Origin of the sequence: Bradyrhizobium sp. (assembly GCF_049512235.1) — a bacterium.
GTDB lineage: Bacteria > Pseudomonadota > Alphaproteobacteria > Rhizobiales > Xanthobacteraceae > Bradyrhizobium.
The window spans coordinates 1-23,912 of record NZ_JBEKXH010000043.1 but is presented as its reverse complement, the minus strand read 5'-3'; the positions used below and the strand labels follow the sequence as shown (position 1 = coordinate 23,912).

Genomic DNA, 23,912 nt, shown 5'->3' with positions numbered 1-23,912 from the left:
GTAGCGCACAAGGGATTCGGGGCAGGTGATCCGGGTGATCGGCTGCTGGCGCATGGTGACTTCGACCTGATCGCCGGTCGCTCGCGCCTCGGCCTGGACCAGATATTCATCTCCCGACGGCAGTATCAAAAGGCCGCGATCCGCGCCTGCGTTCACGATCGCGATCTTCATCAGCTGCTCGATCAGCTTCGGCAACTCGATCTCGCCGGACAAGGCCTGAGAGGCCTTGACCACACTCGCGACATCGAGCTGCCGGATCGCGGGGCCAATGGCCGCCGCAGAATGCTGCTCTTCCGGTGCGGCCAAATGCGGATAAAGCTGATCGAGTTGCCGCACCTTGCCGTCGGCGCCCCAGCGGAGATAACACTGCCGGGCATTGCGCAGATGGGCGTTGGCGGATGTCTCGGAGCCGCGCGCATTGTAGAACCGGGCGGCCACCTCATAGGCCACGCCTTCGTTCTGAACGAAACCGTGGTCGCGGGCCGAGCGAATGGCCTGCTCGTAGAGGCGCATGGCGTCGAGGTCGCGGCCTTCGATCCGGGCGATTTCCGCGCCCACCAGTGCGGCGCGGTTTTCGAAATTCTCCGGGCAATTCTCCGCCCAAATTGTAAGCTGGCTGTGGTGATTGGCCAGAGCCTTGAAGTGCTGCCGTCGCGAGCCCTCGGTTGCAGCATCAAACGCCCCAGCCCGAGCCAGAGCGCCGTAAAAGTGATACTCCGCCACTTCAAAGAAGGAGTGCGATGTCCAGAGCAGGCGTTCGGCATTCAACGACGCCTGGATCGCGGAAGGATAGTCTTCCGCAAACAAACGCGCTTGCAACTTTAGGATCCAATACCGACACTCCGGCAGGGCCAACGCAGGATTACGCGACAATCGACGCTCGAACTGAAGCTCGTCAAAGTGACCGTCACCGAACCAACCGAACTTCGTTGTCAAGCCCCGAAGTGTCCGGACAAGCGCGAGCTGTGCGGTGAGGATATCTATGACGATACCGAACCGGAATTTACTCGCGAACTCGAGGCCAGTCCCAGCTTCACGCTGCACCTCGGCCAAAGGGTCTCCAGCCGCAAGAAGATTTGTGATCAAGTGGTAGCAGCTATATGCTGCAAAAGTGAGGTCTCCCATTCTGTTCGCAGCGTCGAAAGCGCGTCGCACGAGCTCTCGTCCGGTCTTGACGTGTCGCCTCCATGGCATGACACAGTTGCCAAAACGCAGATAGACGCGAGCTTGATAGCGATGCAATCCGTGCTTCTCCACCAGATCGTAGCCCAGCTTGCCAAACTGGAATCCGGCCTCATAGTTCCCGAAATGGGGCCCAGCGAGCATAGCCAGCGTTACGTACGCGAAGCAGGATGCGTCGCTGTTGCCATGCTCAAGGCTGAGGCTGACCATCCGACAAAGCACGAGAGCATGAAGGTTTTCATCGGTGAACATCGCCGACATATCAACCTCAGTGAAAATATCCAGGACATCGAGCACATCCGGATTGGTGACCAGGGGCAGGTCAACGAGCTCCTCGATTTTTCGGGTTTCCGCCAAAGACCTGATTTGATCGTATTCTCGTGATACTTCCTCGTCGGTGGGATGTGGCGACCAGTCCTTGCCGCGACCTTTCTGGTATTCGATGAATACCTCCACGCCGCGGTCGCTTCGACCCAGAAGGTCATAGAGCGTCAGGCGCAAACGTGTGACGAGAGCAATATCGTGGGCGTTTTTCGCCCGTTCGGCCAACATGGCAAGCCGATTTTCCGCGGCAGCCATGTCAGCGGTCAATAATTCGCATGCCGCCGAGAGATACTCGATCGAGAACACAAGGTCGTAGTTGCGATTCCAGGTCTCGTCCGTCAGCAATCCTCGTCCGGCCTGGAGATACTTCAGTGCCGAGGCGTAGGCCGTGGAAATCTTTGCGCGTCTACCCGCGATCAGATTCAACTCCGCAATGCGTTCATGCTCCGCGATCGACGTGACCAGATGAGAGCCACGGTTGAGTTGATTGGCGATCTCGAAGATCCCTTCCTCAAGTTTGTCTTTAAATGTATGTGAGGCCATCAACATGCCGATTCGCAGATGCGCCTCGGCCCGCAAACCTTGAGGGATTAGAGAGTACGCGGCTTCCTGCACACGGTCGTGGAGAAACCTGTAAGAATCCTCTGATCGGAAAATGAGGCCGGTTCGGACCGCTTCCCAAAGCTGTCCATGCATCTCCTCGCCCGGGTCTTGGTAAACCATGCGTAGCATTGCGAAGTCGGCCCTATTCCCGAGGCACGCAAGCTGCTGTAGTGCTTCCTGCGTCTCGGTGGGCAGGCGATTCAACCTCCCCACCATAAGGTCCACGACATTGTCGGTATAACCCTTGGCGTGAATGCGATTCAGGTCCCAACACCACTGCCCTTCGCCATAGTCAAAGGTGAGCAAGGACTCTTCGGCAAGCGCAGAAAAGAACTGAATGGCGAAAAATGGATTGCCGGTAGTCTTCTGGTCCACCAGTTCTGCCAACGGTTCAGCGCGTCCCCGTTCACAATGAAGGGAATCTGCAATTAACTCCTCCAGGTCGTCACGAATCAGTGGTGCAAGTACGATGTCATGCACTATCGCTCCAGTCTGACGCATGGCTTGCAGCTTGCGCATCAGCGGATGTGCGGGGGCCACCTCGTTGTCACGGTAGGCACCAATCAGCATCAAATCTTTCACGTCCGGATGCGTCACTAAATCCTCCATCAGATCCAATGTGGCCGCGTCGAGCCATTGCAGATCGTCGAGGAAGAGGGCGAGGGGATGCTCCCGCGTGAATGCGCTGATGAATCGACGGAATACCAGTTGGAAGCGGCGCCGCGCATCCTGTGGCGGAAGTTCCGGAACAGGCTGCTGCTCCCCGATGATGAGCTTCAACTCTGGGACGAGATCCACCATGAGCTGACCATTCGGACCGAGCGCCTCGCGAAATGCATCGCGCCAACGGCCCAGCTCTTCTTCGTTCCGCGCCAGGATTGGACGGATGAGGCTCTGGAAGGCTTGCGCGAGGGTCGCATAAGGGATGTCTCGCTTGTGCTGGTCGAACTTGCCTGATGCAAAAAGGCCTCGGGGCGGGACCAGCGGTTTATGGAGTTCATTGACAACGGAGGATTTGCCGATCCCCGAGTAGCCGGATACAAGAACGAGTTCCGGTCTGCCTCCGCCTACGACACGGTCGAAGGACGCCAGCAGGGTGGCGACCTCGCGCTCACGGCCATAGAGCTTTTCGGGAATCAGCAATCGGTCCGAGGCGTCATGCGCGCCCAGCGGAAATGGATCAATGCGACCATGCGACTGCCACTCGCTCAGACAACGACGCAGGTCGGCCTCGACACCCGTGGCGGTCTGATAACGCTCTTCTGCAGTCTTCGCGAGAAGCTTCGTTACGACCGACGAAAGCACCTCAGGAATTCCGCTCGCCCGCTCGGCAGGCGCGTCGGCCTGCCTCGCAATGTGGCAGTGCACCCATTCCATCGGATCAGAAGCCGTAAATGGAAGACTGCCGGTCAGCATTTCGTAAAGTGTCACGCCGAGCGAGTAGAGATCGCTACGTGAATCGATCGAGCGATTCATTCGCCCGGTCTGCTCGGGCGCCATGTAGGCCAGCGTCCCGGCGATGAACTCGGGAGGATCAGGCGGCTGCCGTTCGCGCGTAAGTCGCGACGCGATTCCGAAGCCGGTAAGCCGTACCTCACCACTCGCGGTGTTCACCAGAATGTTGGCAGGCTTGATGTCCTTATGGATAAGGCCGTGCTGGTGCACCTTGCCAATGGCCGCCGCAACGCCAACGGCCAGGCGCAGGAAACGTCCCACCTCCATCGGCGTGCCGAGGAGCTCGCCGAGCAACTCGCCGCCGGAGTCCTCGAGCACCAGAATGGCCTGGCCGCGATCTCGCACAAGCTCAAGCGGCCGCACCGCCCACGTGCTGTCCAGCTCATCCTTGAAAGAGTATTCGTGGGTAATGCGATCGAGAGTGGCCGGTGTCGGTTGCTCCGAGGCTGGGAGCAGGGCCAGCACGCCATTACCACTACCTTCTGCGCGGTCACGCCACGCTCTGCAGAAGGCGAGACCGCCATCCTCCGACAAGATCTCTAGGACACCAATTCCGTTCGCGCTGAACCGAGAAGATAGTCCCACTCGCAAGCCCCGCCTTTGAACCGACTGCCCCGGAAATCTCGGCCGCGACGTTAGCATTGTGGCGCATACCGGCGCACGGCTTTATTTTGGCGGGCCAGCCGGCAGCGTGCGCGGCGAAGCAATGGAGGCCTAAGAAGAAGAGTTCGATAGCATCGAACAGGCTGTCGCCGCCCACAATAATCCCGCCTGTCAAGAGGCACTAAAGGCGATCAACAATGCGTGCGAACGGGACGTTCGCATCTTCGTCGCAGTGGACTGACAGCTCAACTGAGGCCGCCCAACTTTTTTGGCAGGAGTCCCAAGACCATCCACGGAATAGGAAAGAACGGAAAGAGCAGGGCGCCCCAGAAGAACCAAGCGCGTTTAGAGCGCCCCTTCTCTGCCGCGTATTCGGCGGTGAAGCGCCCGGACAAGAACACCACGACGAGTACGGAGCTTGTGATGAAAAGAATCCAGGAGAACATGGCGGCTCCTATCGATGCTTTGAGCATATAGGATTTGGCTCACCGACGCCACCGAGGCACCGATGCCAAAAATCAAATTTAGGATACGGCGGGTCAAATACGGGCAGTATCCGACCGCGCACGGGAACAGATTGGCAATCTACAACATCTTGGGAGCCGCGCGCTCGCGCGTCGCGAAGCCTGATCCCCGGGGATCTTCCACCGTCATTGCGAGGAGCCCTTGCGACGAAGCAATCCATCGCACGTCATCCTGCTGGTTTCATGCGCGGCGGGTAACTCAGGATGGCTCTGGGGAGGATGCGGTTATGATTCGAACTTCGAAATCGCTGACCTAGGGTAAACCGAACCGCTGCGCCGCCCAGGCGTGAAGGCTGCCGGGAGCGGGAGCCTCTCCGCCCCTGCCCTTCGGCGAAATGTGAAAGCCAATAATGCCGGGATCGCCGATCAGCGCGGCATAGTCCGATGGTTCGAAAAACAGTTTCGGGTCGGCATGCACGGCATAAAACGACTTCTTCGGCAGCGCGCAGCCGAGTTCGCCGGCACGAGTTGCGAGTGCGGTCAGCGCCGCCGGACCATAGACCGCAACCCTGATATCCGAGAGCCGGTTCGAACCGCCGCGCAGTTTGCGCAAGGCGAAAGTCAGGCGATGCCGCGGCGAAAGCCAGTCCGGCGTCAACTCGTCCTGCGCCATCAGGGCTTCGAACGCCGTGACGATGGCGTCGTTCGAAGGCAGATAGAGCACCGAGTTGCCGAGCTGGCGCGGCCGCTCCCAGGCGAAGAACGGTTTTGTCATGTCGATCTCGACCGGTTTCAGCAGCAGCACATCGGCGTCGAGCCACAGGCCAGCGTTCTCGGCCATCAGCCGCATCCGGAAAAAATCCGAGAACTGCAGCGTGGTCCAGTCGCGCCAGGCGCCGCCGCGCTCCGGCGGTCGAAGCCGCTCGGCGAAGACATGCGGCAGCACCGCTTCGGCCTCGGCATTGCCGACGCCCTCGGGCAATTCGGCAATCGGCTCGAAGCTAAAGACCGTGACCTTGTGGCCAACGGCTACCTGTGATCTCAGGCAGAGCCGCCTGAGCCGATCGAGCGGACCGTGCCAGAAGGTGACGACGTCCGGCCGCATGCGCGTCGCAACCTTTAATAGCGTTTTCGAGCGAAGTGGATACTGGTTCGCTTGAAGAAAACGCGTCAAAACAAAGAATAGAGCCTCGGTTCTGATTCAATCAGAACCGAGGCTCTAACGCGTCAGATCAGGCCCAGCCGCGCGCGGTCCTGGCCTTGGCCTCGTAGGCTTCGATTGCGGCCTGCTTTTCCATGGTCAGCCCGATGTCGTCGAGACCGTTGATCAGGCAGTGCTTGCGGAATGGGTCGATCTCGAATCTCACCGTGCCGCCGTCGGGGCCGCGGATTTCCTGACTGGCAAGATCGATCGTCAGGGTGGCGTTGGCGCCACGTTCGGCATCGTCGAACAATTTGTCGAGATCGTCCTGGCTGACGCGGATCGGCAGGATGCCGTTCTTGAAACAGTTGTTGTAGAAAATATCGCCGAACGAGGTCGAGATCACGCAGCGGATGCCGAAATCCAGCAGCGCCCATGGCGCGTGTTCGCGGCTCGAGCCGCAGCCGAAATTATCGCCCGCGACCAGGATCCTGGCGTTGCGATAGGCCGGCTTGTTGAGGATGAAATCCGGATTCTCGCTGCCGTCGTCCCGGTAGCGCTGTTCCGAGAACAGGCCCTTGCCCAGCCCGGTGCGCTTGATGGTCTTCAGATACTGCTTCGGGATGACCATGTCGGTATCGACATTGATGATCTTCAACGGCGCCGCGACGCCTTCCAGCGTGGTGAACTTGTCCATCGATCGCACTTCCCCGGGAGCTTGAGATAACGAAAAGCATTTCGCTGATCGTAGTTTATATCGAATGAAGCGGGCATTGAAGGGCAAATCCGCATCTCAAATCGCTCGGAGCATTTTCAGGAAAGGTTGGACACCGGCTTTCCGTACGAAAATGCGACAAATAAAAGAACAAGTATGTATCCCCCGGCGCTGCCGGGGGATACATACTTACTCGGTGGCCTCGATCGCCTCCATATCGTCGTCGGACAGCCCGAAATGGTGGCCGATCTCGTGGATCAGCACATGGCGGACGATGTGGCCCAGCGTCTCGTCATTTTCGGCCCAGTAATCCAGGATCGGCCGGCGGTAGAGCCAGATCATGTTGGGCAGCTGGCCGATGTCGTCATTGATGCGAAATGGCAGGCCCGTGCCCTGGAACAGGCCGAGCAGGTCGAATTCGCTCTCGGCCTCCATCTCGTCGAGCACCTCGTCGGTCGGAAAATCGTCGACGCGAATGATCACGTCCTCGCACAGGTCGCGGAAGGTCCTGGGCAGGTGGTCAAAAATGTCGCGCGCCATGGCTTCAATGTCGGCAAGCGAAGGCGCCATCGCGGAGGTCCACATTCCCTCTGTTTAGCGCGGGTTGTGCGATCGTGTATACAGTTTCGCGTTGCGCCCATGGTTGACGTTGGCGCGGCAATCGGAGACCTTGGGGTCTACAACAGTTTGGGCAGGCGTCATGGCGCGGATCAGGATTGCGGCAACGGGAGTGATTGTCGCGGGCATTCTAACCCTGCCCGCAGCTGGAACCAGCGCGCAAACGCAGCCCCCCGCGGTGCGGACCGCACAGGCGTCGCAACCCGAGGCCGAGGAGGGATCGACGCCGCGCCGCATCCGGCGGCCGCCGACACGCCTGCGGGTCTATCCGAGCTTCCAGGCGGAACCCGACGGCGTCTATCCCAGGTATTTTCCCGGCGGCAATGCGGTCCGCGTCTGCAACGTCAGCTACGTTCAGGAATTCAGGCCGAGCGGCACGGTGATCACGCCGCACATGCACTGCGTCTGGCGCCCCGGCTAGCCGCGGGGGTTGCGAGGTTCGCGAAAGGGAGCCCAGACCAATTGTAAAACGTCGCGTGCAAATCTTCTTGTTTGCCGCGGGAACCGGTTCCCGCCTGATGCATTCACTCTACCGCGCAGTCACTTCTAAACCCCATTCACGTCGCCCGCTTTCCGCTTTGGACCTGTGTTGCGCCGCGGCAATCGATCAGGTTGCTGCGCCGCGAGGGCGTGATTTTCCGTTTGACCCTAGGAGGATACAGATGAACGTGACGAGAGTTCTGGGGCTTGCTGCCGTTGGCGCATTGCTCATGCTGGCCGCGCCAACCGAGCGCGCCCAGGCGCTGTCGCTGGCAAGTCCCGGTGCAGCTGCAACGGTTCAGGATGGCAAGTCCATGGCCACCGAGGTGCGCTGGGGCCACTGGCACCATCATCATCACCACCATCACTGATTGCGTTCACGGCTGCACAACCCAATATGCAAACGATGAACAGGTCCGCAATGCGGGCCTGTTCTTTGACCTGTTTTATCAGGTCTTATCAGGACTGTCTCATGAGGAGATCGATCGGCGGAGCTATCCTGGAGAGCTCAGCCGCCAGGCCCGAAATCGATCAGTAGCAGCGCGCCCGCCCTCGGACTGGACCCGAGAGCAGGCGCGCAAGTCGGTCAGTCCCCGGTTTTCCAGGGCTTGAGTTTCCAGGGCGTCAGCGTCTCCATGCGCCAGTCCGCCCATCCTTTCGGGGGCCAATGACTAAGACGCGACTGTTCCTTATCCACGCGCTCGATCACGAGCGGCGTCGCCCGGCGTGCTTTGGTCTGCCGCGTCGCCGCGCTGATGGTATCGACGAATTCAGATTTCTCGGCCATGGGCCACTCCTCAGGAAACGCGCAGCCTTTGCAAGCCGCCTAGTTTGCCCGCAAACGGCTTAACGATTTGTTTCAAGGATGCCCGGAACGAGCGCCTACCCTACCGCCATTCCCTGATGTCGACAAAATGCCCGGCGATGGCGGCGGCCGCGGCCATGGCCGGCGAGACCAGATGGGTGCGGCCCTTGAAACCTTGGCGGCCCTCGAAATTGCGGTTCGAGGTCGAGGCACAGCGTTCTTCCGGCGCCAGTTTATCGGGGTTCATGGCGAGGCACATCGAGCAGCCCGGCTCGCGCCACTCGAAGCCGGCCTTGATGAAAATCTTGTCGAGGCCCTCGGCTTCCGCCTGCTCCTTGACGATGCCGGAGCCCGGCACGATCATCGCATTGACGCTGCCGTTGACCGTCTTGCCCTCGGCGACCTTCGCCGCCGCGCGCAGATCTTCGATCCGGCCGTTGGTGCAGGAGCCGATGAAGACGCGATCGAGTTTGATGTCGGTGATTCTGGTGCCGGGCTTCAGCCCCATGTAATTCAGCGCGCGATGTTTTGACAGGCGTTTTGCCTCGTCGCCAATCTGATCGGGATCGGGCACCACGCCGGTAATCGAAACGACGTCCTCGGGCGAGGTGCCCCAGGTCACGATCGGCGGCAATTTTGCCGCATCCAGCCGGATCTCGTGATCGAAATGCGCGCCGTCGTCGGAGCGCAACGTATCCCAGTAGCGCATGGCGGCATCCCAGGCATCGCCCTTCGGCGATTTCGGACGGCCCTTCAGGAATTCGAATGCCTTTTGGTCGGGCGCCACCAGGCCGGCGCGGGCGCCGCCCTCGATCGACATGTTGCAGACCGTCATGCGGCCTTCCATGCTGAGGGCGCGGATGGCGTCGCCGGCATATTCCAGCACATAGCCGGTGCCGCCGGCGGTGCCGATCTCGCCGATGATCGCCAGGATGATGTCCTTGCCGGTGACGCCGTCGGGCAATTTCCCGTCGACGATGGCGCGCATGTTTTTGGCCTTTTTCTGGATCAGGGTCTGGGTCGCCAGCACATGCTCGACCTCCGAGGTGCCGATGCCATGCGCCAGCGCGCCGAACGCGCCATGGGTGGAGGTATGGCTGTCGCCGCAGACGATGGTGGTGCCGGGCAACGTAAAACCCTGCTCCGGGCCGATGACGTGGACAATGCCCTGGCGCTTGTCGAATTCATTGTAATATTCGATGCCGAATTCCCGGGCGTTCTCCGCCATCACCCGCATCTGCTCGATGCTCTCCGGGTCCGGATTGGGTTTTGAGCGATCGGTGGTCGGAATATTGTGATCGACCACGGCCAGCGTCTTCTCCGGCGCGCGGACCTTGCGGCCCGTCGCCCGCAAACCCTCGAAGGCCTGCGGCGAGGTCACCTCGTGCACAAGATGGCGGTCGATATAGAGCAGGCAGGTGCCGTCCTCGGCCTCGTGAACCAGGTGATCGTTCCAGATCTTGTCGTACAGCGTGGAGGGTTTGGACATCAGCGTGAGCCCTTTGAAGATGGCGTGAGCAGGAACAGCGCGGATATGCGCAACTGGAAAAATTCGGCGCGGCGTCAGATCGCGCGCGCGTGTCCGGATGTCGTGAAGCGTCCGAAGAAGCGGCCGGGCAGGCGGCAGCGATCGTCGATCACGATCCGTCCGGCGAACTGGCACGCGAAGCTGGTCTGATCTCGAACCATGTTATTTTCTAGCACACCGCCTGCCGTTGCGACAATCAATCGATAGCGCCGCGCCCATAAGGGTATGTCGCAACAAAAAGCGCGGGGCTGAGCCCGCGCGCTTTGCGTCCAATCCAGTCCCGAAAATAGCCTACTCGCCGCCCGCGGCCGCCTGCGGCCGATCCTGCTTCTTCTCGACGATGCGGGCCGACTTGCCGCGCAAATTGCGCAGGTAATAGAGCTTGGCGCGGCGCACCTTGCCGCGGCGCACCACGGTGATCGAATCGATCATCGGCGACATCACCGGAAATACCCGCTCGACGCCCTCGCCGTAGGAAATCTTGCGCACTGTAAAGCTCTCGTTGAGCCCGCCGCCGGAGCGGCCGATGCAGACGCCCTCATAGGCCTGCACGCGCGAGCGCTCGCCTTCAACCACCTTGACGTTGACGATCACGGTATCGCCCGGCCCGAACTCCGGAATGGTCTTGCCGGCGGACAGTTTTTCGAATTGCTCTTTTTCGAGCGCTTGAATGATGTTCATTGCAATCTCCATCGCCGGCGCCCCAGCCTTCGGGGCTGACGGGCTGCGCGACGTCCAGCTATCCTGCCTTGCGCGGATTTGGCGCTGCTATACGGCAAAGGCCGCGCGTTGTCACCCGTCTGTCGTGCGTTTTGGGCGATTTTGGTTGGGCCTTGCGGCCCACAGATCAGGCCGCCGCGCCTGGGTCAGGGCTTCGGCCTCGGCTCGCCGCCAGGCCGCGACCCGGGCGTGGTCGCCGGAGTTGAGGACTTCCGGGATCGTGCGGCCCTCGAAGGCCTGCGGCCGGGTATATTGCGGGTATTCGAGGAGGCCTTCCGAGAAGCTCTCGTCCGCGCCGGAGACGAGTTTCCCCATCACGCCGGGCAACAGCCGGACACAGGCGTCGATCACGGCCAGGGCTGCGGTTTCACCTCCCGACAGCACGTAATCGCCGACCGAAACTTCCTCGAGCGCCCGGGCGTCGATTACCCGCTGATCGACGCCCTCGAACCGGCCGCACACGATCAGGGCGCCAGGCCCTGCGGCGAGTTTTCGGATCCGGGCCTGGGTCAATGGCCGACCCCGCGGGCTCATCAACAGGCGCGGCCGGTCCGGTTCCATACCCGCCGCGTCGATGGCGGCGGCCAGCACGTCGGCGCGCAGCACCATGCCGGGGCCGCCGCCCGCCGGGGTATCATCGACGCTGCGGTGACGGTCAACAGCGGAATCCCGGATATCCCGCGCTTCCAGTTCCCACAGCCCCGAGGCCAGCGCCTTGCCGGCGAGGCTGAGGCCGAGCGGTCCCGGGAACATCTCGGGAAAGAGCGTCAGCACGGTCGCGCGCCAGGGTTTCATATCGCCAGTCATGCTCAGGCATCCGCGCTGACGGGATCGTCACCGTCGATCTCGTCGGGCAACTCGATCACCACGCGTCCGCCGGCCAGATCGACCGCCGGCACCACCGCATGGGTGAACGGCAGCAGCATCGTCGCGCCCTGCGGCGGCGCGATCTCGATGATATCGCCGGCGCCGAAATTGTGGATGGCGATGACGCGCCCGAACGGCTCGCCCACGGCACTGACCGCGGCGAGCCCGATCAGGTCGGCGTGATAATACTCGTCCTCGGCGGTCGCCGGCAGTTTTTCGCGCTCGACATAGAGTTCAATACCGTTGAGCTGCCCGGCGTCCTCGCGCGTCGCGATGCCCTTCAGCGTCGCCACCAGATGGCCCTTGGCCTCGCGCGCCTGCGTCACCTCGAACTGGCGCGCACCGTCCTCTGTCAGCAGCGGCCCGTAATGCCTTACGGCCAGCGGATCCTCGGTGAAGGTCCATAGCTTGACTTCGCCGCGCACGCCATGCGCGGCGCCGATCCGAGCGACGCAAATGCGGGACGGCGGCGTCACCGGCGCCCATCCTTCGAGACCCGCCGAAGTCGCCGCTCCCCGGGATGAGGGAGTATTTGTGGACGCGAAGTTCGTCCTTCCTCAGGTCCGGGAGCACGGCGAACGCCATGCGTCTCCAAGCGCGAGGCCGAGCGCACGTTTCGACCTTACGCCGACTTGGCGGCGGCTTCGGCCTGGGCCTTGCGCTCCTTGCGCGGCACCGCCTTTTCCGGGTTGTTGCGCACGGCGCGTTTGGCTACGCCGGCGGCATCGAGGAAGCGCAATACGCGGTCCGACGGCTGCGCGCCCTTGGCGAGCCAGGCCTTGATCTTGTCCATGTCGAGCTTCAGCCGGGCCTCGTTGTCCCTTGGCAGCAGCGGATTGAAATGGCCGAGCCGCTCGATAAATCGGCCGTCGCGGGGATAGCGCGAGTCGGCGACGACGACGTGGTAGACCGGACGCTTCTTGGTGCCGGCGCGGGCGAGGCGGATAACGACTGACATTTGGTTCTCCAGGTCTGGTTTGTTCGGGTGTGTGTCCAATTAGCTCGTCATTCCCCGGCGCGCCGATTGGCGCGTCGGGGGGGCGCGAAGCGAAAGCGGAGCGAGCCCGGAATCCATAACCACGATCGGGCGTACAGATTTCGGGTCCGCGCCTTCGGTCGGCGAATGCCGACCGCTGGCATGTCCCGGAATGATGAGAAGAGAGGTTCTCGCATTCCTCCTCATTTCTTCTTCCCCAATCCGGGGAAGCTACCGAGACCGGGCAGGGTCGGCTTGCCGCTCAAGCCCGTCAGGCCCGGTAGACCAGGCAGTCCCTGCCGCAAGCCCGCGGGAAGATCCTTCGGCAAGGCCGGCATGCCGCCGGGGCCTGCGCCATCAGGCATTTTCTCCGCGAGCGCCTTGATCTGCTCGGGCGAGGGCATGCCGCCGCCAAAGCCCATCGCCTGGGCGATACCGGCCATCGGGCCGCGCTTGCCCGATCCCATCGCCTTCATCATGTCGGCCATGTTGCGGTGCATCTTGAGCAGCTTGTTGACGTCCTCGACCTTGACGCCGGAACCCGCGGCAATGCGCTTCTTGCGGCTTGCCTTCAGAATATCGGGGTTCTTGCGCTCTTGCCGCGTCATCGAATCGATCACCGCGACTTGGCGTTTGATGACCTTGTCGTCGAGCCCGGCATTGGCGATCTGGTTTTTCATTTTGGCGATGCCGGGCATCATCCCCAATAGCCCGCTGACGCCGCCCATATTGGCCATCTGCAGCAATTGCTCGCGCATGTCCGTAAGGTCGAACTGACCCTTGCGCATCCGCTCGGCGGTGCGCGCGGCCTTTTCGGCGTCGATCGTGGCGGCCGCCTTCTCGACCAGCGAGACCACGTCGCCCATGCCGAGAATGCGTCCGGCGATCCGGCTCGGGTGGAAATCTTCCAGCGCGTCGGTCTTTTCGCCGGTGCCGATCAGTTTTATGGGCTTGCCGGTGACGGCGCGCATCGACAGCGCGGCACCGCCGCGGCCGTCGCCGTCGACCCGGGTCAGCACGATGCCGGTGAGGCCGACGCGCTGGTCGAAGGATCGCGCCAGATTGACCGCATCCTGGCCGGTCAGCGCGTCCGCAACCAGCAGCACTTCGTGCGGATTGACCGAGGTTTTGATCTCGGCGGCTTCCGCCATCATATCTTCGTCGAGCGTGGTGCGGCCGGCGGTATCGAGCAGCACCACGTCGTAGCCGCCGAGCTTGCCGGCTTCCATCGCACGCTTTGCAATTTGCGCCGGTTTCTGACCGGTCACGATCGGCAGGGTCGGGATATCGAGGTCGCGTCCGAGCACCGCGAGCTGCTCCATCGCCGCCGGGCGATAGATGTCGAGCGAGGCCATCAGCACCTTGCGCTTGTCGCGCTGGGTCAGGCGACGGGCCAGCTTGGCGGTCGTGGTGGTTTTGCCGGAGCCCTGCAGCCCGACCATCATGATCGCGACCGGAGGCACCGCGTTGAGATCGATGCTCTGAGCGTCGGAGCCCAGCGTAGCGATCAGTTCGTCATGAACGATCTTCACCACCATCTGGCCGGGGGTCACCGACTTGACCACGGTGGCGCCGATCGCCTGCTCACGGACCTTTTCGGTAAAACTTCGGACCACGTCGAGCGAGACGTCGGCCTCCAGCAGCGCGCGGCGCACCTCGCGCATCGCGGCGTCGACATCGGCTTCGGTCAGCGACCCGCGCCGCGTCAGCCGATCGAGAATACCGCCCAGTTTTTCCGACAGATTATCGAACACTTTTGTCTCTTCCTGTTGCCTCAACCTGAGCCGCAGGCGTCAGCCTGCGTCTCGAAGGGCGGCGATTCTGCCGTCACCCCTACTTCACTCATCCTTCGAGACGCCGCTGTGCGGCTCCAAAGGATGAGGCCGTTCTTACCTATCCCCGCTTGCCGGGAGAGGCACAGGCCGCCTGTGGCGGCGATCCCAGAAAAGAACGCCGAAACGAGGCTTCGGCCATTTCACCCTGGGGCGATCCGGGCGAGGGGTGCCAGAGACCTGGCAACAGCCGCCCAACCCCGACCCTCTCCCCGCAAGAGCGGGGCGAGGAGAACAGGCCGCCAAAACGATGACGGCCTGACGAAACACTTTCACGCCCGAGGGCGCATCGCGCTGTCGGACGTTGACCTCCGGTCTCAAGGACCGGGCGGCGGGTCGAAAAGATGACGCTTTCCGAGGAATGCCCGCGTTTAACCCCGGGAGCGGCTCGAAGTCAAGAAAAGTCGCGGCAAATGGCGCGTTTGTGAGCCTGGCCGGATCGCCTCCCTCTTGTCGAAGAGGAAGTTTTAAGGCCAATCGAGCCTCGAAAATCACCCGCCGTCGTATTCGACGGGCGCGTTTTGGCGCGCCCGTTCGGGAATCGGCGCGCTGCCGGTCTGGATTACCGTATGAAAACCTATGGCGGGCCCGTGTCCGATCATTTCGACGGCAGGCGTTTTTACGATCCCGAAGGGACGCGACTCAAAAGCCTTTGGCACTTCCTGAAATGGCAGCTGACCCGCGGGCGGCCACGATGGCCGGATCGCGTGCCGAGCCCCTATGCCGATACGCCACCGCCGCGGATCGCGGGCGAGACGATACGCTTCTCCTTCGTCGGCCATGCCAGCTGGCTGATCCAGACCGCGGGCACCAACATTCTGGTCGATCCGATCTGGTCCGACCGTGCTTCTCCGGTCAGCTTCGCCGGACCGAAGCGCGTCAACGATCCCGGCATCGCCTTCGATGCCTTGCCGCCGATCGACACGGTGCTGGTGTCGCACGGCCATTATGATCATCTCGACCTGCCGACGCTGTCGCGGCTTGCAGCGAAATTCTCGCCGCGCGTGGTCACGCCGCTTGGCAATGACTTGGCCATGACCCACGCCGACGCCCGCATTCTTGCCGAAGGGTTCGATTGGGACCAGCGCGTGGAGATCGACAACGGCCTCGCGGTGACTCTGGTGCGCACCCGCCACTGGTCGGCGCGCGGTCCGTTCGACCGCAACAAGAGCCTGTGGGCGAGTTTTGTGCTGGAGACGCCGGCCGGGAAAATCTACGTCGTCTGCGATTCAGGCTATGGTGGCGGCAGGCTGTTTCGCCGGGTTCGGGACGAGCATGGTCCGTTGCGGCTGGCGATCCTGCCCATTGGTGCCTACGACCCGCGCTGGTTCCTCCGGGAACAGCACATGGATCCGATGGAGGCGGTCAACGCCTTGATCGATTGCGGCGCCGAGCAGGCGCTGGCAAGTCATCACGGCACGTTTCAACTGACCGACGAGGCGATCGATGCGCCGGTCACGGCGTTACATGCCGCGCTGGATCAGGCGAACATTCCGCGCCGGCGTTTTGTGGCGCTCAAGCCCGGCCAGGTGGTGGAGATATAAGAACCCTGTCGTCCCGGCCAAGTGAGCGCGGCGAACGCCGAGCCGGGACCCATCATCACCGCGTTTGTTGTCGCGGGAGGTGTCAACTCCGAGCGCCGGAAATCGAAAGGCCTCCGGGACTACTCCCGCTTCCCCGCCTACTTGATCGCCCAGGACACGTTCACCGTGACCTGAAGCGTCTCCTCGCCCTGTGCCACCGGCACGGGCGAAGCCGCCGCCATCGCCGCCATGCCAACCGCCATACGGCGATAGGGGAGCAGGTTGCCCCCCTCCGAAATGCTGAGCGGCGCGCCGAGCGTGACGCCGGCAGCGTTGGCATAGATCTCAGCCTTGCGGCGGGCGTCGGCGATCGCCTCGGAGCGGGCCTCATCGAGCAGCTTGGAGGCGTTCGAGACGATGAAATTGATGCCGCCGATGTCGGTCGCGCCCGCCCCCACCAATAGGTCGATCGTGCTCGCAGCCTTAGTGACGTCGCGCAGCCGGACGGTCACGTGATTGCTGGCGCGGTAGCCGATAATGGGGGGAGGCCCACTCGGGTGGCTCGGCGCGCTTTCCGCCTGCAGCGACAGCCGCGAGGTCTGGATATCCTTTTCGTCGATGTTGGCGGCCTTCAAGGCCAGCAGCAGCTTGCCCATGGTTGCGTTGTTGGCCTCCGAGGCATCGCGCGCATTCTTGGCCTCCGAGGTGGCGCCGGCCTCGATCTGCGCCTGATCGGGCGGCACCGATATCTCGGCCTGGCCCGTGACCGAAATCATCGGCGGCGGGACGGTTTGCGCTACCGCAGGCGCGGTCAGCAGCGTCCCAGCCAGGACGGCGGCGGCAATGGCGGCTCGATGCTTCACCGCCATCATTTCAGCGGCACATAGACGTTGATGACCAGTCTGTCCTCGGCGGTCTTCAAGGGATCGGTGATGTACTCCTCGATGAAGGTGTCCTTGGCCTCGAGCTTCTTGTCGTCGAGATGGTTGGTGATGGCTTCGTAGGTGTTGTCCATATTGTCGTAGGAGCCGCGATGGACAAATTTCAACGCCTTGCCCTCGGGCGATTTGCCCATGCTCATGTCCTTGGAGAGGTTCTTCGGATCCTGATCGACCGGAATCTCCGCCATATAGGTGAAGCCGGTGTCGTCGGTGGCGGTATAGACGATCATCGGATTGCCCGTGGGCTTGATGCCCTGCTTGTCGAGCAAGGCCGACAGCGTCTTGAACGAATCCATCAGGGCGTCGAAGGCCGCATCCCAATTGGCGGTGCCCTTGCGGATCACCACCGTTTTAGGCGCCAGCGTGATCTCTTCGCCAAAGGGATCGGCGGTCTGAACCGGCGCAGCCGCCGGTGGCGCCGGGCTCTCTGCCGCCGCAGGCGGGCTGGCGGGGGTGGCTGATGGGCTCGCCGCCGGAGCCGGCGTCGCCGCGGGGGCCGTGGCCGGCGGCGATTGCGCCAGCGCGGAGCCGAGGCCCAGTGCGATCGCGGCAGCCGGCAGCAGCATGACCATGGCAAAGCGGAAAGAACGCACGCATTTCATTCGGTATTCTCCATGGCCGTTTTCTGCGGTCGCGCCCTGCTCGAGTGTCCCGGCTCACGCCAGACAGGCTGACCTCACCCTAACACGCAAGCCCGGCTTTCGTCTCATGACAGATATGTCATGCGGCTGACCTGAAGCCGCGGCAACCGATACGGACAAAGCGCACCGGCCGACAAAAGCGCACTGGCCAATCCGGCATTATTCGCCATATAAGACGGTCGGATGTGGGGCGGTTCAGAAATTATTTGCATTTTCGCGGCATCTCCGCCCCGGCGAATTTCCGAACCGAGCCCACGGTTGCAATGGGTTTCCAGGTTCCTCGAATCCGAGGTTCGCATTTGGAAGGCGCCCCCGGGTTCAACACCACGTCGGATCCGAAGACGATCGGGAAAGTTCATGAGCGCGCTTGCCGACCACGCATATGCCAAGATGAACGGTATCGGCAACGAAATTGTCTTGGTCGATCTGCGCGACAGCCGCGCCGCGGTCAGCCCTCAGGAAGCGCGCGCGATCGCCTCGCCGGCCGGCGTACCGTACGACCAGCTGATGGTGCTGCAGCCGCCGCGCCTTGCGGGCACCGAGGCCTTTATCCGGATCTATAACAATGATGGTTCCGAAGCTGCCGCCTGTGGCAACGGCATGCGCTGCGTGGCGCGCCGGCTGTTCGAGCATAGCGACAAAACCGCGGCCAGCTTCGAGACCCGAGCCGGGCTCTTGAACTGCTGGCGGGGGCCCTCCGAGGGGCTCTACACGGTCGACATGGGGCCGCCGAAATTCGGCTGGAAAGATATCCCGCTCGCCGAGGAATTTCGCGACACGAGAATGATCGAGTTGCAGATCGGTCCGATCGACGCGCCGGTGCTGCATACGCCGTCCGTGGTCTCCATGGGCAATCCGCATGCGATCTTCTGGGTCGACGACGTCGGTGCCTACGATCTCGCCCGCTTCGGGCCGCTGTTGGAAAATCATCCGATCTTTCCGGAGCGCGCCAACATCACGCTCGCGCAGATCGTCGATCGCGACCACATCACGATCCGCACCTGGGAGCGCGGCGCGGGATTGACCAAAGCCTGCGGCTCGGCCGCCTGCGCCACTGCGGTGGCGGCAGTGCGGCTCCGGCGCGCCAACCGCATCGTGCAGATATCGCTGCCGGGCGGCGAACTCGCCATCGAATGGCGCGAGCGCGACGACCACGTGCTGATGACGGGCACGGCGACATTCGAATATGAAGGCCGTTTCGATCCGGCGCTGTTTGCTAACGTCGCTTGAGAATCATGAGTGTCGAGATCCTCACTTTCGGCTGCCGCCTCAATGCCTTTGAATCCGAGGTGATCGCCATCGAGGCGGCGAACGCCGGGCTCTCTGACACCATCGTCATCAACAGTTGCGCGGTTACCAACGAGGCGGTGGCGCAGGCGCGGCAGTCGATCCGCCGGCTGAAGCGCGAGCGGCCGGATGTGCGCATCGTGGTGACCGGCTGCGCGGCGCAGACCCAAGCCCAGATGTTCGCGGGCATGACTGAGGTCGATCGCGTGGTCGGCAATGACGACAAGATGCGCGGCGAGGCCTGGCGCGATGCGCGTGCCGCGCTTGACAGCGCGGCGAGGTTCGGCGTTTCGGCAAGCGAAAAAATCGCGGTCGCCGACATCATGGCGGTACGAGCCATGGCGCCGCATCTTTTGGCAGGATTCAAGAGCGGCCTGCCGCGGGTATTCGTGCAGGTGCAGAACGGCTGCGACCATCGCTGCACCTTCTGCATCATCCCCTATGGCCGCGGCAATTCGCGCTCGGTGCCGATGGGCGCGGTGGTTGAACAGGTCCGCGCGCTGGTTGCGCGCGGCCACGCCGAGATCGTTCTCACCGGCGTTGATCTGACCAGTTATGGCGCCGATTTGCCGGGCGCCCCGAAGCTCGGCCAACTGATAAAACAGATCCTGCGGCACGTGACGGAATTGCGGCGGTTGCGGATTTCATCGGTTGATGCCGTCGAGGTCGACCGCGAACTGCTCGACGTGATCGCCAATGACGCGCGCTTGATGCCGCATCTGCATCTGTCGCTGCAGTCGGGCGACGACCTGATCCTGAAGCGGATGAAGCGGCGGCATACCCGCAAGCAGGCCATCGATTTCTGCGCGCAACTGCGGCGGCTGCGGCCGGACATCGCGCTCGGCGCCGACATCATTGCCGGCTTTCCGACCGAGACCGGGGACATGTTCGCCCGTTCGCAGGAGCTGGTGGAACAATGCAATCTCACCTTCCTGCATGTCTTTCCCTATTCCCCGCGTCCGGGCACGCCAGCGGCGCGGATGCCGCAGGTAGCGGGTAACGAGATCCGGGATCGTGCGAGGCGATTGCGGGCGACGGCCAAGGCCGCGCTGCAAAAGCGATTGGCTGCAGAGATCGGCGCGACGCGTCATGTTCTGATCGAAAGCGCCACCCAGGGCCGCACCGAACATTTTATCCCGGTGGTGATCCATGGCGAGACCCCGGGCGCGGTGCGGCGGTTGACGATCACCGGGGATGATGGCGCAAGGCTGACAGTGTGAGTTTGCCGAGGCCGCGCATCCGCTACAGCTATCATCGCCCGGCATAGCCGTCCGAAGTACGGCATCGCTTCCGCTCGCTTATGACCGGGCGACCCAGTACGCCGCGGCCTCGCGGCATGATCGCGATGTCTTCGGGATACTGGATCATCCCGCTTTCGCGGATGACGACAGCCGTGAATGGGCGCCGCTTCGCCTCACTCCCCATTCCAGCCGCAAACGCGCAGCCGCTCCCGCATATGCGATGGCACCGGGGCGGTCACGCGCACCGGGGCCTTATTCCTGGAAATCGGGATCACGATTTCGCGGGAATGCAGATGCAGCCGCGGCTCGCCGAAGCGTGGCCCATTTCCATAAATATTATCACCGACGATCGGCCACCCCATCGCGGCGGCGTGAACGCGCAATTGGTGGGTGCGGCCGGTGACCGGCTCGAGCGCGAGCCAGCTCAGGCCCGCGCCGCGTCCGAGTACTTTCCACTTCGTCACCGCCGATTGCCCCTCCGGATCGGGCTTCTGCCACCAGCCGCGCTCGGCGTTGAGGCGGCCGAGCGGCATGTCGATGGTGCCCTCATCCTCGGCCGGGCCGCCTTCGACCACCGCCCAGTAGGTTTTCGAAATCCGGCCATGCTTGAATAGCAGGCCGAGCGATGCCGTGGCCTTGCGGTGGCGCCCCAGCACCAGGCATCCGGACGTATCGCGGTCGAGCCGGTGGGCCAGCACCGGGGGCCGCGGCAGCCCGAATTGCAGCGCGCCGAAAGAGGATTCCAGATTGGCGCCGCCCTTGGGGCCGCGATGCACCGGCAGGCCGGCGGGCTTGTCGATGACCAGCATCAGCCCGTCACGATGCAGCACGCGGGCCTGGATTTCGTCCGCGGTCAGCTCGGGAACTTCGGTCTGGCGGTCAAGACTTTCGCTCATGGCGCGAAACCGCTAACACACGCAGGCCATGAACGATACGACTCCGGAAAAGACAAAGCTGAGCTGGTGGCGGCGGCTGTCCAGCGGCCTGAAGCGTACATCGAGTTCGCTCGGCACGGCGGTGGCCGATCTCGTCACCAAGCGCAAGCTCGACCGCGCGATGCTCGAGGATATCGAGGACGTGCTGCTGCGCGCCGATCTGGGAACCGAGGTGGCGGCACGCATTGCGGCGGCGGTCGGCGTTGGCCGCTACGACAAGGCGATCACGGCGGATGACGTCAAGGCCGTGGTGGCGAGCGAAGTCGAGAAGGTGCTGGCGGCGGTGGCGAGGCCGCTTCAGATCGACACCACGCAAAAACCGTTCGTCATCCTCGTGGTCGGCGTCAATGGCTCCGGCAAGACCACCACCATCGGCAAGCTGGCGGCCAAATTCAGCGCCGAGGGCCGCACGGTGATGCTGGCGGCCGGCGACACCTTTCGCGCTGCCGCCATCGAGCAGCTGCAGATCTGGGGCGAGCGCACCAAGACGCCGGTGATAGCAGGCGCACAAGGCTCGGACGCCGCGAGCCTTGCTTTCAACGCCTTGACCGCGGCGCGGGAGCAAAGTCGCGACGTGCTTCTGATCGACACCGCCGGCCGGCTGCAGAACAAGGCCGAACTGATGAACGAGCTTGAGAAAGTCGTTCGCGTCATCAGGAAGGTCGATGCGTCGGCGCCGCATGCGGTGCTGCTGGTACTGGATGCCACGGTGGGACAAAATGCGCTGTCGCAGGTCGAGGCCTTTCATCGTACTGCGGGGGTCACCGGCCTCGTCATGACAAAACTCGACGGCACCGCGCGCGGCGGCATCCTGGTGGCGTTGGCCGAAAAGCATCGGTTGCCGGTTCACTTTATCGGCGTCGGCGAGGGCGTCGACGATCTGGCGCCGTTCACGGCGCGGGATTTTGCCAAGGCGATCGCGGGGATTGAATAGCCTTCTGCTGAGGAGGCGCGCCAGCACCCTCTCGAAGGATGTGGCGAGGATGATGGATCAACCGATGGACAAGACTACGCCGCATCCCATGTTCAAGCTCGCGACCGAACTCGGTCCGCTCTTGGTTTTCTTTGCTGCCAACGCCAAATTCAACCTGTTCGTCGCCACCGCGGCGTTCATGGTGGCCGTCGTGGCCGCGATGGTTGCCTCTTACGTAGTGACGCGCCACGTACCGCTGATGGCGCTGGTCACCGGCGTCATCGTCATCGTTTTCGGCACGCTGACGCTGGCGCTGCATGATGAAACCTTCATCAAGGTCAAGCCGACCATCATTTACGGCCTGTTCGCCGCGATCCTCGGCGGCGGCCTCCTGTTCGGCCGCTCCTTCATCGCCATCCTGTTCGATCAGATGTTCAATCTGACGCCGCAAGGCTGGCGTATCCTCACTGCGCGCTGGGCCATGTTCTTTTTCGCCATGGCAATCCTCAACGAAATCATCTGGCGCACCCAGAGCACGGATTTCTGGGTCGGCTTCAAGGCGTTCGGCGTGATCCCGCTGACCATGATCTTTGCGATCGCGCAGATGCCGCTGACCAAGCGCTATCATCTGGAACCAGTCTCGCTGGAAGCGAGCGACGCAGCAGAGGGCGATGTGACCAAGGGGTGAGGATTTACGACCCCGCCTTCAGCGCCTTGTCGATCTCGGCCTTGAGCACGGTATCGATATTGTCCGGGGTCACCGGGCCGACCAGCTTGTAGACGATGGTGCCCTCCCGGCCGACGATGAAGGTCTCGGGCACGCCATAGACGCCCCATTCGATCGCGGCGCGGCCATTGCCGTCGACGCCGACAATGCCAAAGGGATTGCCATAGCGGCCGAGAAAGCGGCGGGCGTTATCGGGGGCGTCCTTGTAGTTGATGCCGATCAGTTGCAGCCGCTTGTCCTTGGCGAGTTGGGTCAGGAGCGGCGCTTCGTCGTGGCACGGCACGCACCACGAGGCCCAGACATTGACCACGCTGACCTTGCCTTTGAAGGCGGCGGGATCGAGCCCGGGCACCGCGGCGCCGTTGATGACGAGCCCCTGCAGCGCCGGCAGCATTGTTTGCGGCGCCGGCCGGCCAATCAGGGCGGAGGGAATAGCCGAGGGATCGCGATTTCCCAGCCCGAACCAGAAGATCGCGGCCAGCGCGGCGAATGCGATCAGCGGCGCCGTCATCAGCCAGGATCGGCGTTGCGGCGGTATTTCCGTCGTTGCAGGTTCGCTCATGGCATCTCCGCTCATTGGATCTCCGCCGCGCTGCGCCCGGAGCGCCTGACCACGCCGGATGCCTCGAGTTCGCGCAGGCGCATTTTCTGACGGCGATAATCGACCGTGATCCAGGCAATGAGGATCAATACCACGGCGGTGACCAGCCCATAGGATGTCACGATGAAGGTGGTGTAGGGACCGAGCGCCATCGCCTCACGCCGCCCGCCGGCTGGCTTGCATCATCTGCAGGGCGCGCACCCGGCGGCGCAGGATCTCGTTACGCATCGCCGCCAGATGCAGCGTGACAAACAGCAGTGAAAACGCAAGCGCCATCACCACCAGCGGGATCAGGAAAGCGCGGTCGAGTGTAGGCCCGCCCATCCGCAGCACCGAGGCCGGCTGATGCAGCGTATTCCACCAGTCCACCGAGAATTTGATGATCGGCAGGTTGATGGCGCCGACCAGCGTCAGGACCGCCGCGGCGCGCGCGGCTCGTGACGGATCATCCACCGCACGCCACAGCGCCATCAGGCCGAGATACATCAGAAACAGGATCAGCACCGAGGTCAGCCTTGCATCCCATTCCCAATAGGTTCCCCACATCGGCCGGCCCCACAGCGAGCCCGTCACCAGCGCGAGAAACGTAAAGCTGGCGCCGATCGGAGCGGCCGCCTTGGCGGCGACGTCGGCCAGCGGATGCCGCCACACCAGCGTGCCCAGGGCGGCGAGGCTCATCACGCCCCAGACGAACATCGACAGCCACGCATTCGGCACGTGGATGAACATGATCTTGACGGTGGCGCCCTGCTGGTAATCGTCGGGCGCGACAGCCGACTGGTAGAGGCCG

At 62.9% G+C, this 23,912-nt stretch carries 26 protein-coding genes; 7 read left to right on the top strand and 19 right to left on the bottom strand.

Annotated features, from left to right (window positions below; genetic code table 11):
* The 5 genes from ABSG20_RS06420 to ABSG20_RS06400 form a co-directional block, all read right to left on the bottom strand.
* On the bottom strand, positions 1-4,206 hold a 4,206-nt coding region (locus ABSG20_RS06420), incomplete at its 3' end, for an ATP-binding protein (protein ID WP_423863661.1).
* 206 nt (positions 4,207-4,412) lie between these two features.
* The gene (locus tag ABSG20_RS06415) at positions 4,413-4,613 is read right to left on the bottom strand and encodes a hypothetical protein (RefSeq protein WP_423863660.1); all 201 of its coding nucleotides are present in this window, start codon (positions 4,611-4,613) and stop codon (positions 4,413-4,415) included.
* 331 nt (positions 4,614-4,944) lie between these two features.
* A complete protein-coding gene (locus ABSG20_RS06410; protein ID WP_423863659.1) occupies positions 4,945-5,736 on the bottom strand; it encodes a capsular polysaccharide synthesis protein in 792 nt (263 codons plus the stop codon).
* Between the two features lie 127 nt (positions 5,737-5,863).
* Positions 5,864-6,469 (bottom strand): 3-isopropylmalate dehydratase small subunit, encoded by a 606-nt coding sequence (gene leuD, locus ABSG20_RS06405; RefSeq protein ID WP_423863658.1) that lies wholly within the window; start codon positions 6,467-6,469, stop codon positions 5,864-5,866.
* Positions 6,470-6,676: 207 nt separating this feature from the next.
* Positions 6,677-7,072, bottom strand: coding sequence for a metallopeptidase family protein (locus ABSG20_RS06400; RefSeq protein ID WP_423863657.1), 396 nt, complete (start codon positions 7,070-7,072; stop codon positions 6,677-6,679).
* A gap of 115 nt (positions 7,073-7,187) precedes the next feature.
* Between ABSG20_RS06400 and ABSG20_RS06395 the strand changes: the two genes are divergently transcribed.
* Both ABSG20_RS06395 and ABSG20_RS06390 read left to right on the top strand, forming a co-directional pair.
* Positions 7,188-7,526: a hypothetical protein gene (locus ABSG20_RS06395; protein WP_423863656.1), complete on the top strand. Its 339-nt coding sequence runs from the start codon at positions 7,188-7,190 to the stop codon at positions 7,524-7,526.
* A 241-nt stretch (positions 7,527-7,767) separates the two neighbouring features.
* Positions 7,768-7,956 (top strand): hypothetical protein, encoded by a 189-nt coding sequence (locus ABSG20_RS06390; protein ID WP_423863655.1) that lies wholly within the window; start codon positions 7,768-7,770, stop codon positions 7,954-7,956.
* A 215-nt stretch (positions 7,957-8,171) separates the two neighbouring features.
* On the opposite strand, the gene ABSG20_RS06385 is transcribed toward ABSG20_RS06390, so the two are convergent.
* The 8 genes from ABSG20_RS06385 to ffh all read right to left on the bottom strand — a co-directional run bounded on the left by ABSG20_RS06385 (position 8,172) and on the right by ffh (position 14,235).
* Positions 8,172-8,372 carry a hypothetical protein gene (locus ABSG20_RS06385; protein WP_423863654.1) on the bottom strand — a complete coding sequence of 67 codons (201 nt, stop codon included), beginning with the start codon at positions 8,370-8,372 and terminating at the stop codon, positions 8,172-8,174.
* A 100-nt stretch (positions 8,373-8,472) separates the two neighbouring features.
* Complete coding sequence (leuC, locus tag ABSG20_RS06380; protein ID WP_423863653.1) at positions 8,473-9,879, bottom strand: 3-isopropylmalate dehydratase large subunit; 1,407 nt, start codon at positions 9,877-9,879, stop codon at positions 8,473-8,475.
* 74 nt (positions 9,880-9,953) lie between these two features.
* Positions 9,954-10,079 carry a hypothetical protein gene (locus tag ABSG20_RS06375; protein ID WP_423863652.1) on the bottom strand — a complete coding sequence of 42 codons (126 nt, stop codon included), beginning with the start codon at positions 10,077-10,079 and terminating at the stop codon, positions 9,954-9,956.
* A 130-nt stretch (positions 10,080-10,209) separates the two neighbouring features.
* Positions 10,210-10,599 (bottom strand): 50S ribosomal protein L19, encoded by a 390-nt coding sequence (rplS, locus tag ABSG20_RS06370; protein ID WP_423863651.1) that lies wholly within the window; start codon positions 10,597-10,599, stop codon positions 10,210-10,212.
* A 111-nt stretch (positions 10,600-10,710) separates the two neighbouring features.
* Entirely contained in the window at positions 10,711-11,445 is a 735-nt protein-coding gene (gene trmD / locus ABSG20_RS06365; RefSeq protein ID WP_423863650.1) for a tRNA (guanosine(37)-N1)-methyltransferase TrmD, read from the bottom strand.
* Positions 11,446-11,447: 2 nt separating this feature from the next.
* A complete protein-coding gene (rimM, locus tag ABSG20_RS06360) occupies positions 11,448-11,981 on the bottom strand; it encodes a ribosome maturation factor RimM (protein WP_423863649.1) in 534 nt (177 codons plus the stop codon).
* Positions 11,982-12,127: 146 nt separating this feature from the next.
* Positions 12,128-12,463, bottom strand: a complete 336-nt coding sequence (gene rpsP, locus ABSG20_RS06355; protein ID WP_423863648.1) for a 30S ribosomal protein S16 — start codon at positions 12,461-12,463, stop codon at positions 12,128-12,130.
* A gap of 221 nt (positions 12,464-12,684) precedes the next feature.
* Entirely contained in the window at positions 12,685-14,235 is a 1,551-nt protein-coding gene (gene ffh / locus ABSG20_RS06350; RefSeq protein ID WP_423863647.1) for a signal recognition particle protein, read from the bottom strand.
* A gap of 647 nt (positions 14,236-14,882) precedes the next feature.
* Between ffh and ABSG20_RS06345 the strand changes: the two genes are divergently transcribed.
* Complete coding sequence (locus ABSG20_RS06345) at positions 14,883-15,857, top strand: MBL fold metallo-hydrolase (protein ID WP_423863646.1); 975 nt, start codon at positions 14,883-14,885, stop codon at positions 15,855-15,857.
* A gap of 137 nt (positions 15,858-15,994) precedes the next feature.
* Here the strand turns inward: ABSG20_RS06345 and ABSG20_RS06340 are convergent, their stop codons facing one another.
* Both ABSG20_RS06340 and ABSG20_RS06335 read right to left on the bottom strand, forming a co-directional pair.
* A complete protein-coding gene (locus ABSG20_RS06340; protein WP_423863663.1) occupies positions 15,995-16,705 on the bottom strand; it encodes an SIMPL domain-containing protein in 711 nt (236 codons plus the stop codon).
* A complete protein-coding gene (locus ABSG20_RS06335; protein WP_423863645.1) occupies positions 16,705-17,379 on the bottom strand; it encodes a GyrI-like domain-containing protein in 675 nt (224 codons plus the stop codon). The genes ABSG20_RS06340 and ABSG20_RS06335 overlap by 1 nt, the downstream gene beginning before the upstream one ends.
* A 396-nt stretch (positions 17,380-17,775) precedes the next feature.
* Here ABSG20_RS06335 and dapF point away from each other — a divergent pair, with 396 nt between their 5' ends.
* On the top strand, positions 17,776-18,648 hold the full coding sequence (dapF, locus tag ABSG20_RS06330; protein WP_423863644.1) for a diaminopimelate epimerase: 873 nt from the start codon (positions 17,776-17,778) through the stop codon (positions 18,646-18,648).
* Positions 18,649-18,653: 5 nt separating this feature from the next.
* Positions 18,654-19,925, top strand: coding sequence for a tRNA (N(6)-L-threonylcarbamoyladenosine(37)-C(2))-methylthiotransferase MtaB (gene mtaB, locus ABSG20_RS06325; RefSeq protein ID WP_423863643.1), 1,272 nt, complete (start codon positions 18,654-18,656; stop codon positions 19,923-19,925).
* Positions 19,926-20,119: 194 nt separating this feature from the next.
* Here mtaB and ABSG20_RS06320 read toward each other — a convergent pair whose 3' ends face one another.
* Positions 20,120-20,842, bottom strand: a complete 723-nt coding sequence (locus ABSG20_RS06320; RefSeq protein WP_423863642.1) for an RluA family pseudouridine synthase — start codon at positions 20,840-20,842, stop codon at positions 20,120-20,122.
* A gap of 28 nt (positions 20,843-20,870) precedes the next feature.
* Between ABSG20_RS06320 and ftsY the strand changes: the two genes are divergently transcribed.
* Positions 20,871-21,815 carry a signal recognition particle-docking protein FtsY gene (ftsY, locus tag ABSG20_RS06315; protein ID WP_423863641.1) on the top strand — a complete coding sequence of 315 codons (945 nt, stop codon included), beginning with the start codon at positions 20,871-20,873 and terminating at the stop codon, positions 21,813-21,815.
* Positions 21,816-21,879: 64 nt separating this feature from the next.
* Positions 21,880-22,482, top strand: a complete 603-nt coding sequence (locus ABSG20_RS06310) for a septation protein A (RefSeq protein ID WP_423863662.1) — start codon at positions 21,880-21,882, stop codon at positions 22,480-22,482.
* Between the two features lie 4 nt (positions 22,483-22,486).
* Here ABSG20_RS06310 and ABSG20_RS06305 read toward each other — a convergent pair whose 3' ends face one another.
* The 3 genes from ABSG20_RS06305 to ABSG20_RS06295 form a co-directional block, all read right to left on the bottom strand.
* Positions 22,487-23,083 (bottom strand): DsbE family thiol:disulfide interchange protein, encoded by a 597-nt coding sequence (locus ABSG20_RS06305; RefSeq protein ID WP_423863640.1) that lies wholly within the window; start codon positions 23,081-23,083, stop codon positions 22,487-22,489.
* Between the two features lie 11 nt (positions 23,084-23,094).
* Positions 23,095-23,274 carry a heme exporter protein CcmD gene (gene ccmD / locus ABSG20_RS06300; RefSeq protein ID WP_423863639.1) on the bottom strand — a complete coding sequence of 60 codons (180 nt, stop codon included), beginning with the start codon at positions 23,272-23,274 and terminating at the stop codon, positions 23,095-23,097.
* A 4-nt stretch (positions 23,275-23,278) separates the two neighbouring features.
* On the bottom strand, positions 23,279-23,912 hold a 634-nt coding region (locus tag ABSG20_RS06295), incomplete at its 5' end, for a heme ABC transporter permease (protein ID WP_423863638.1).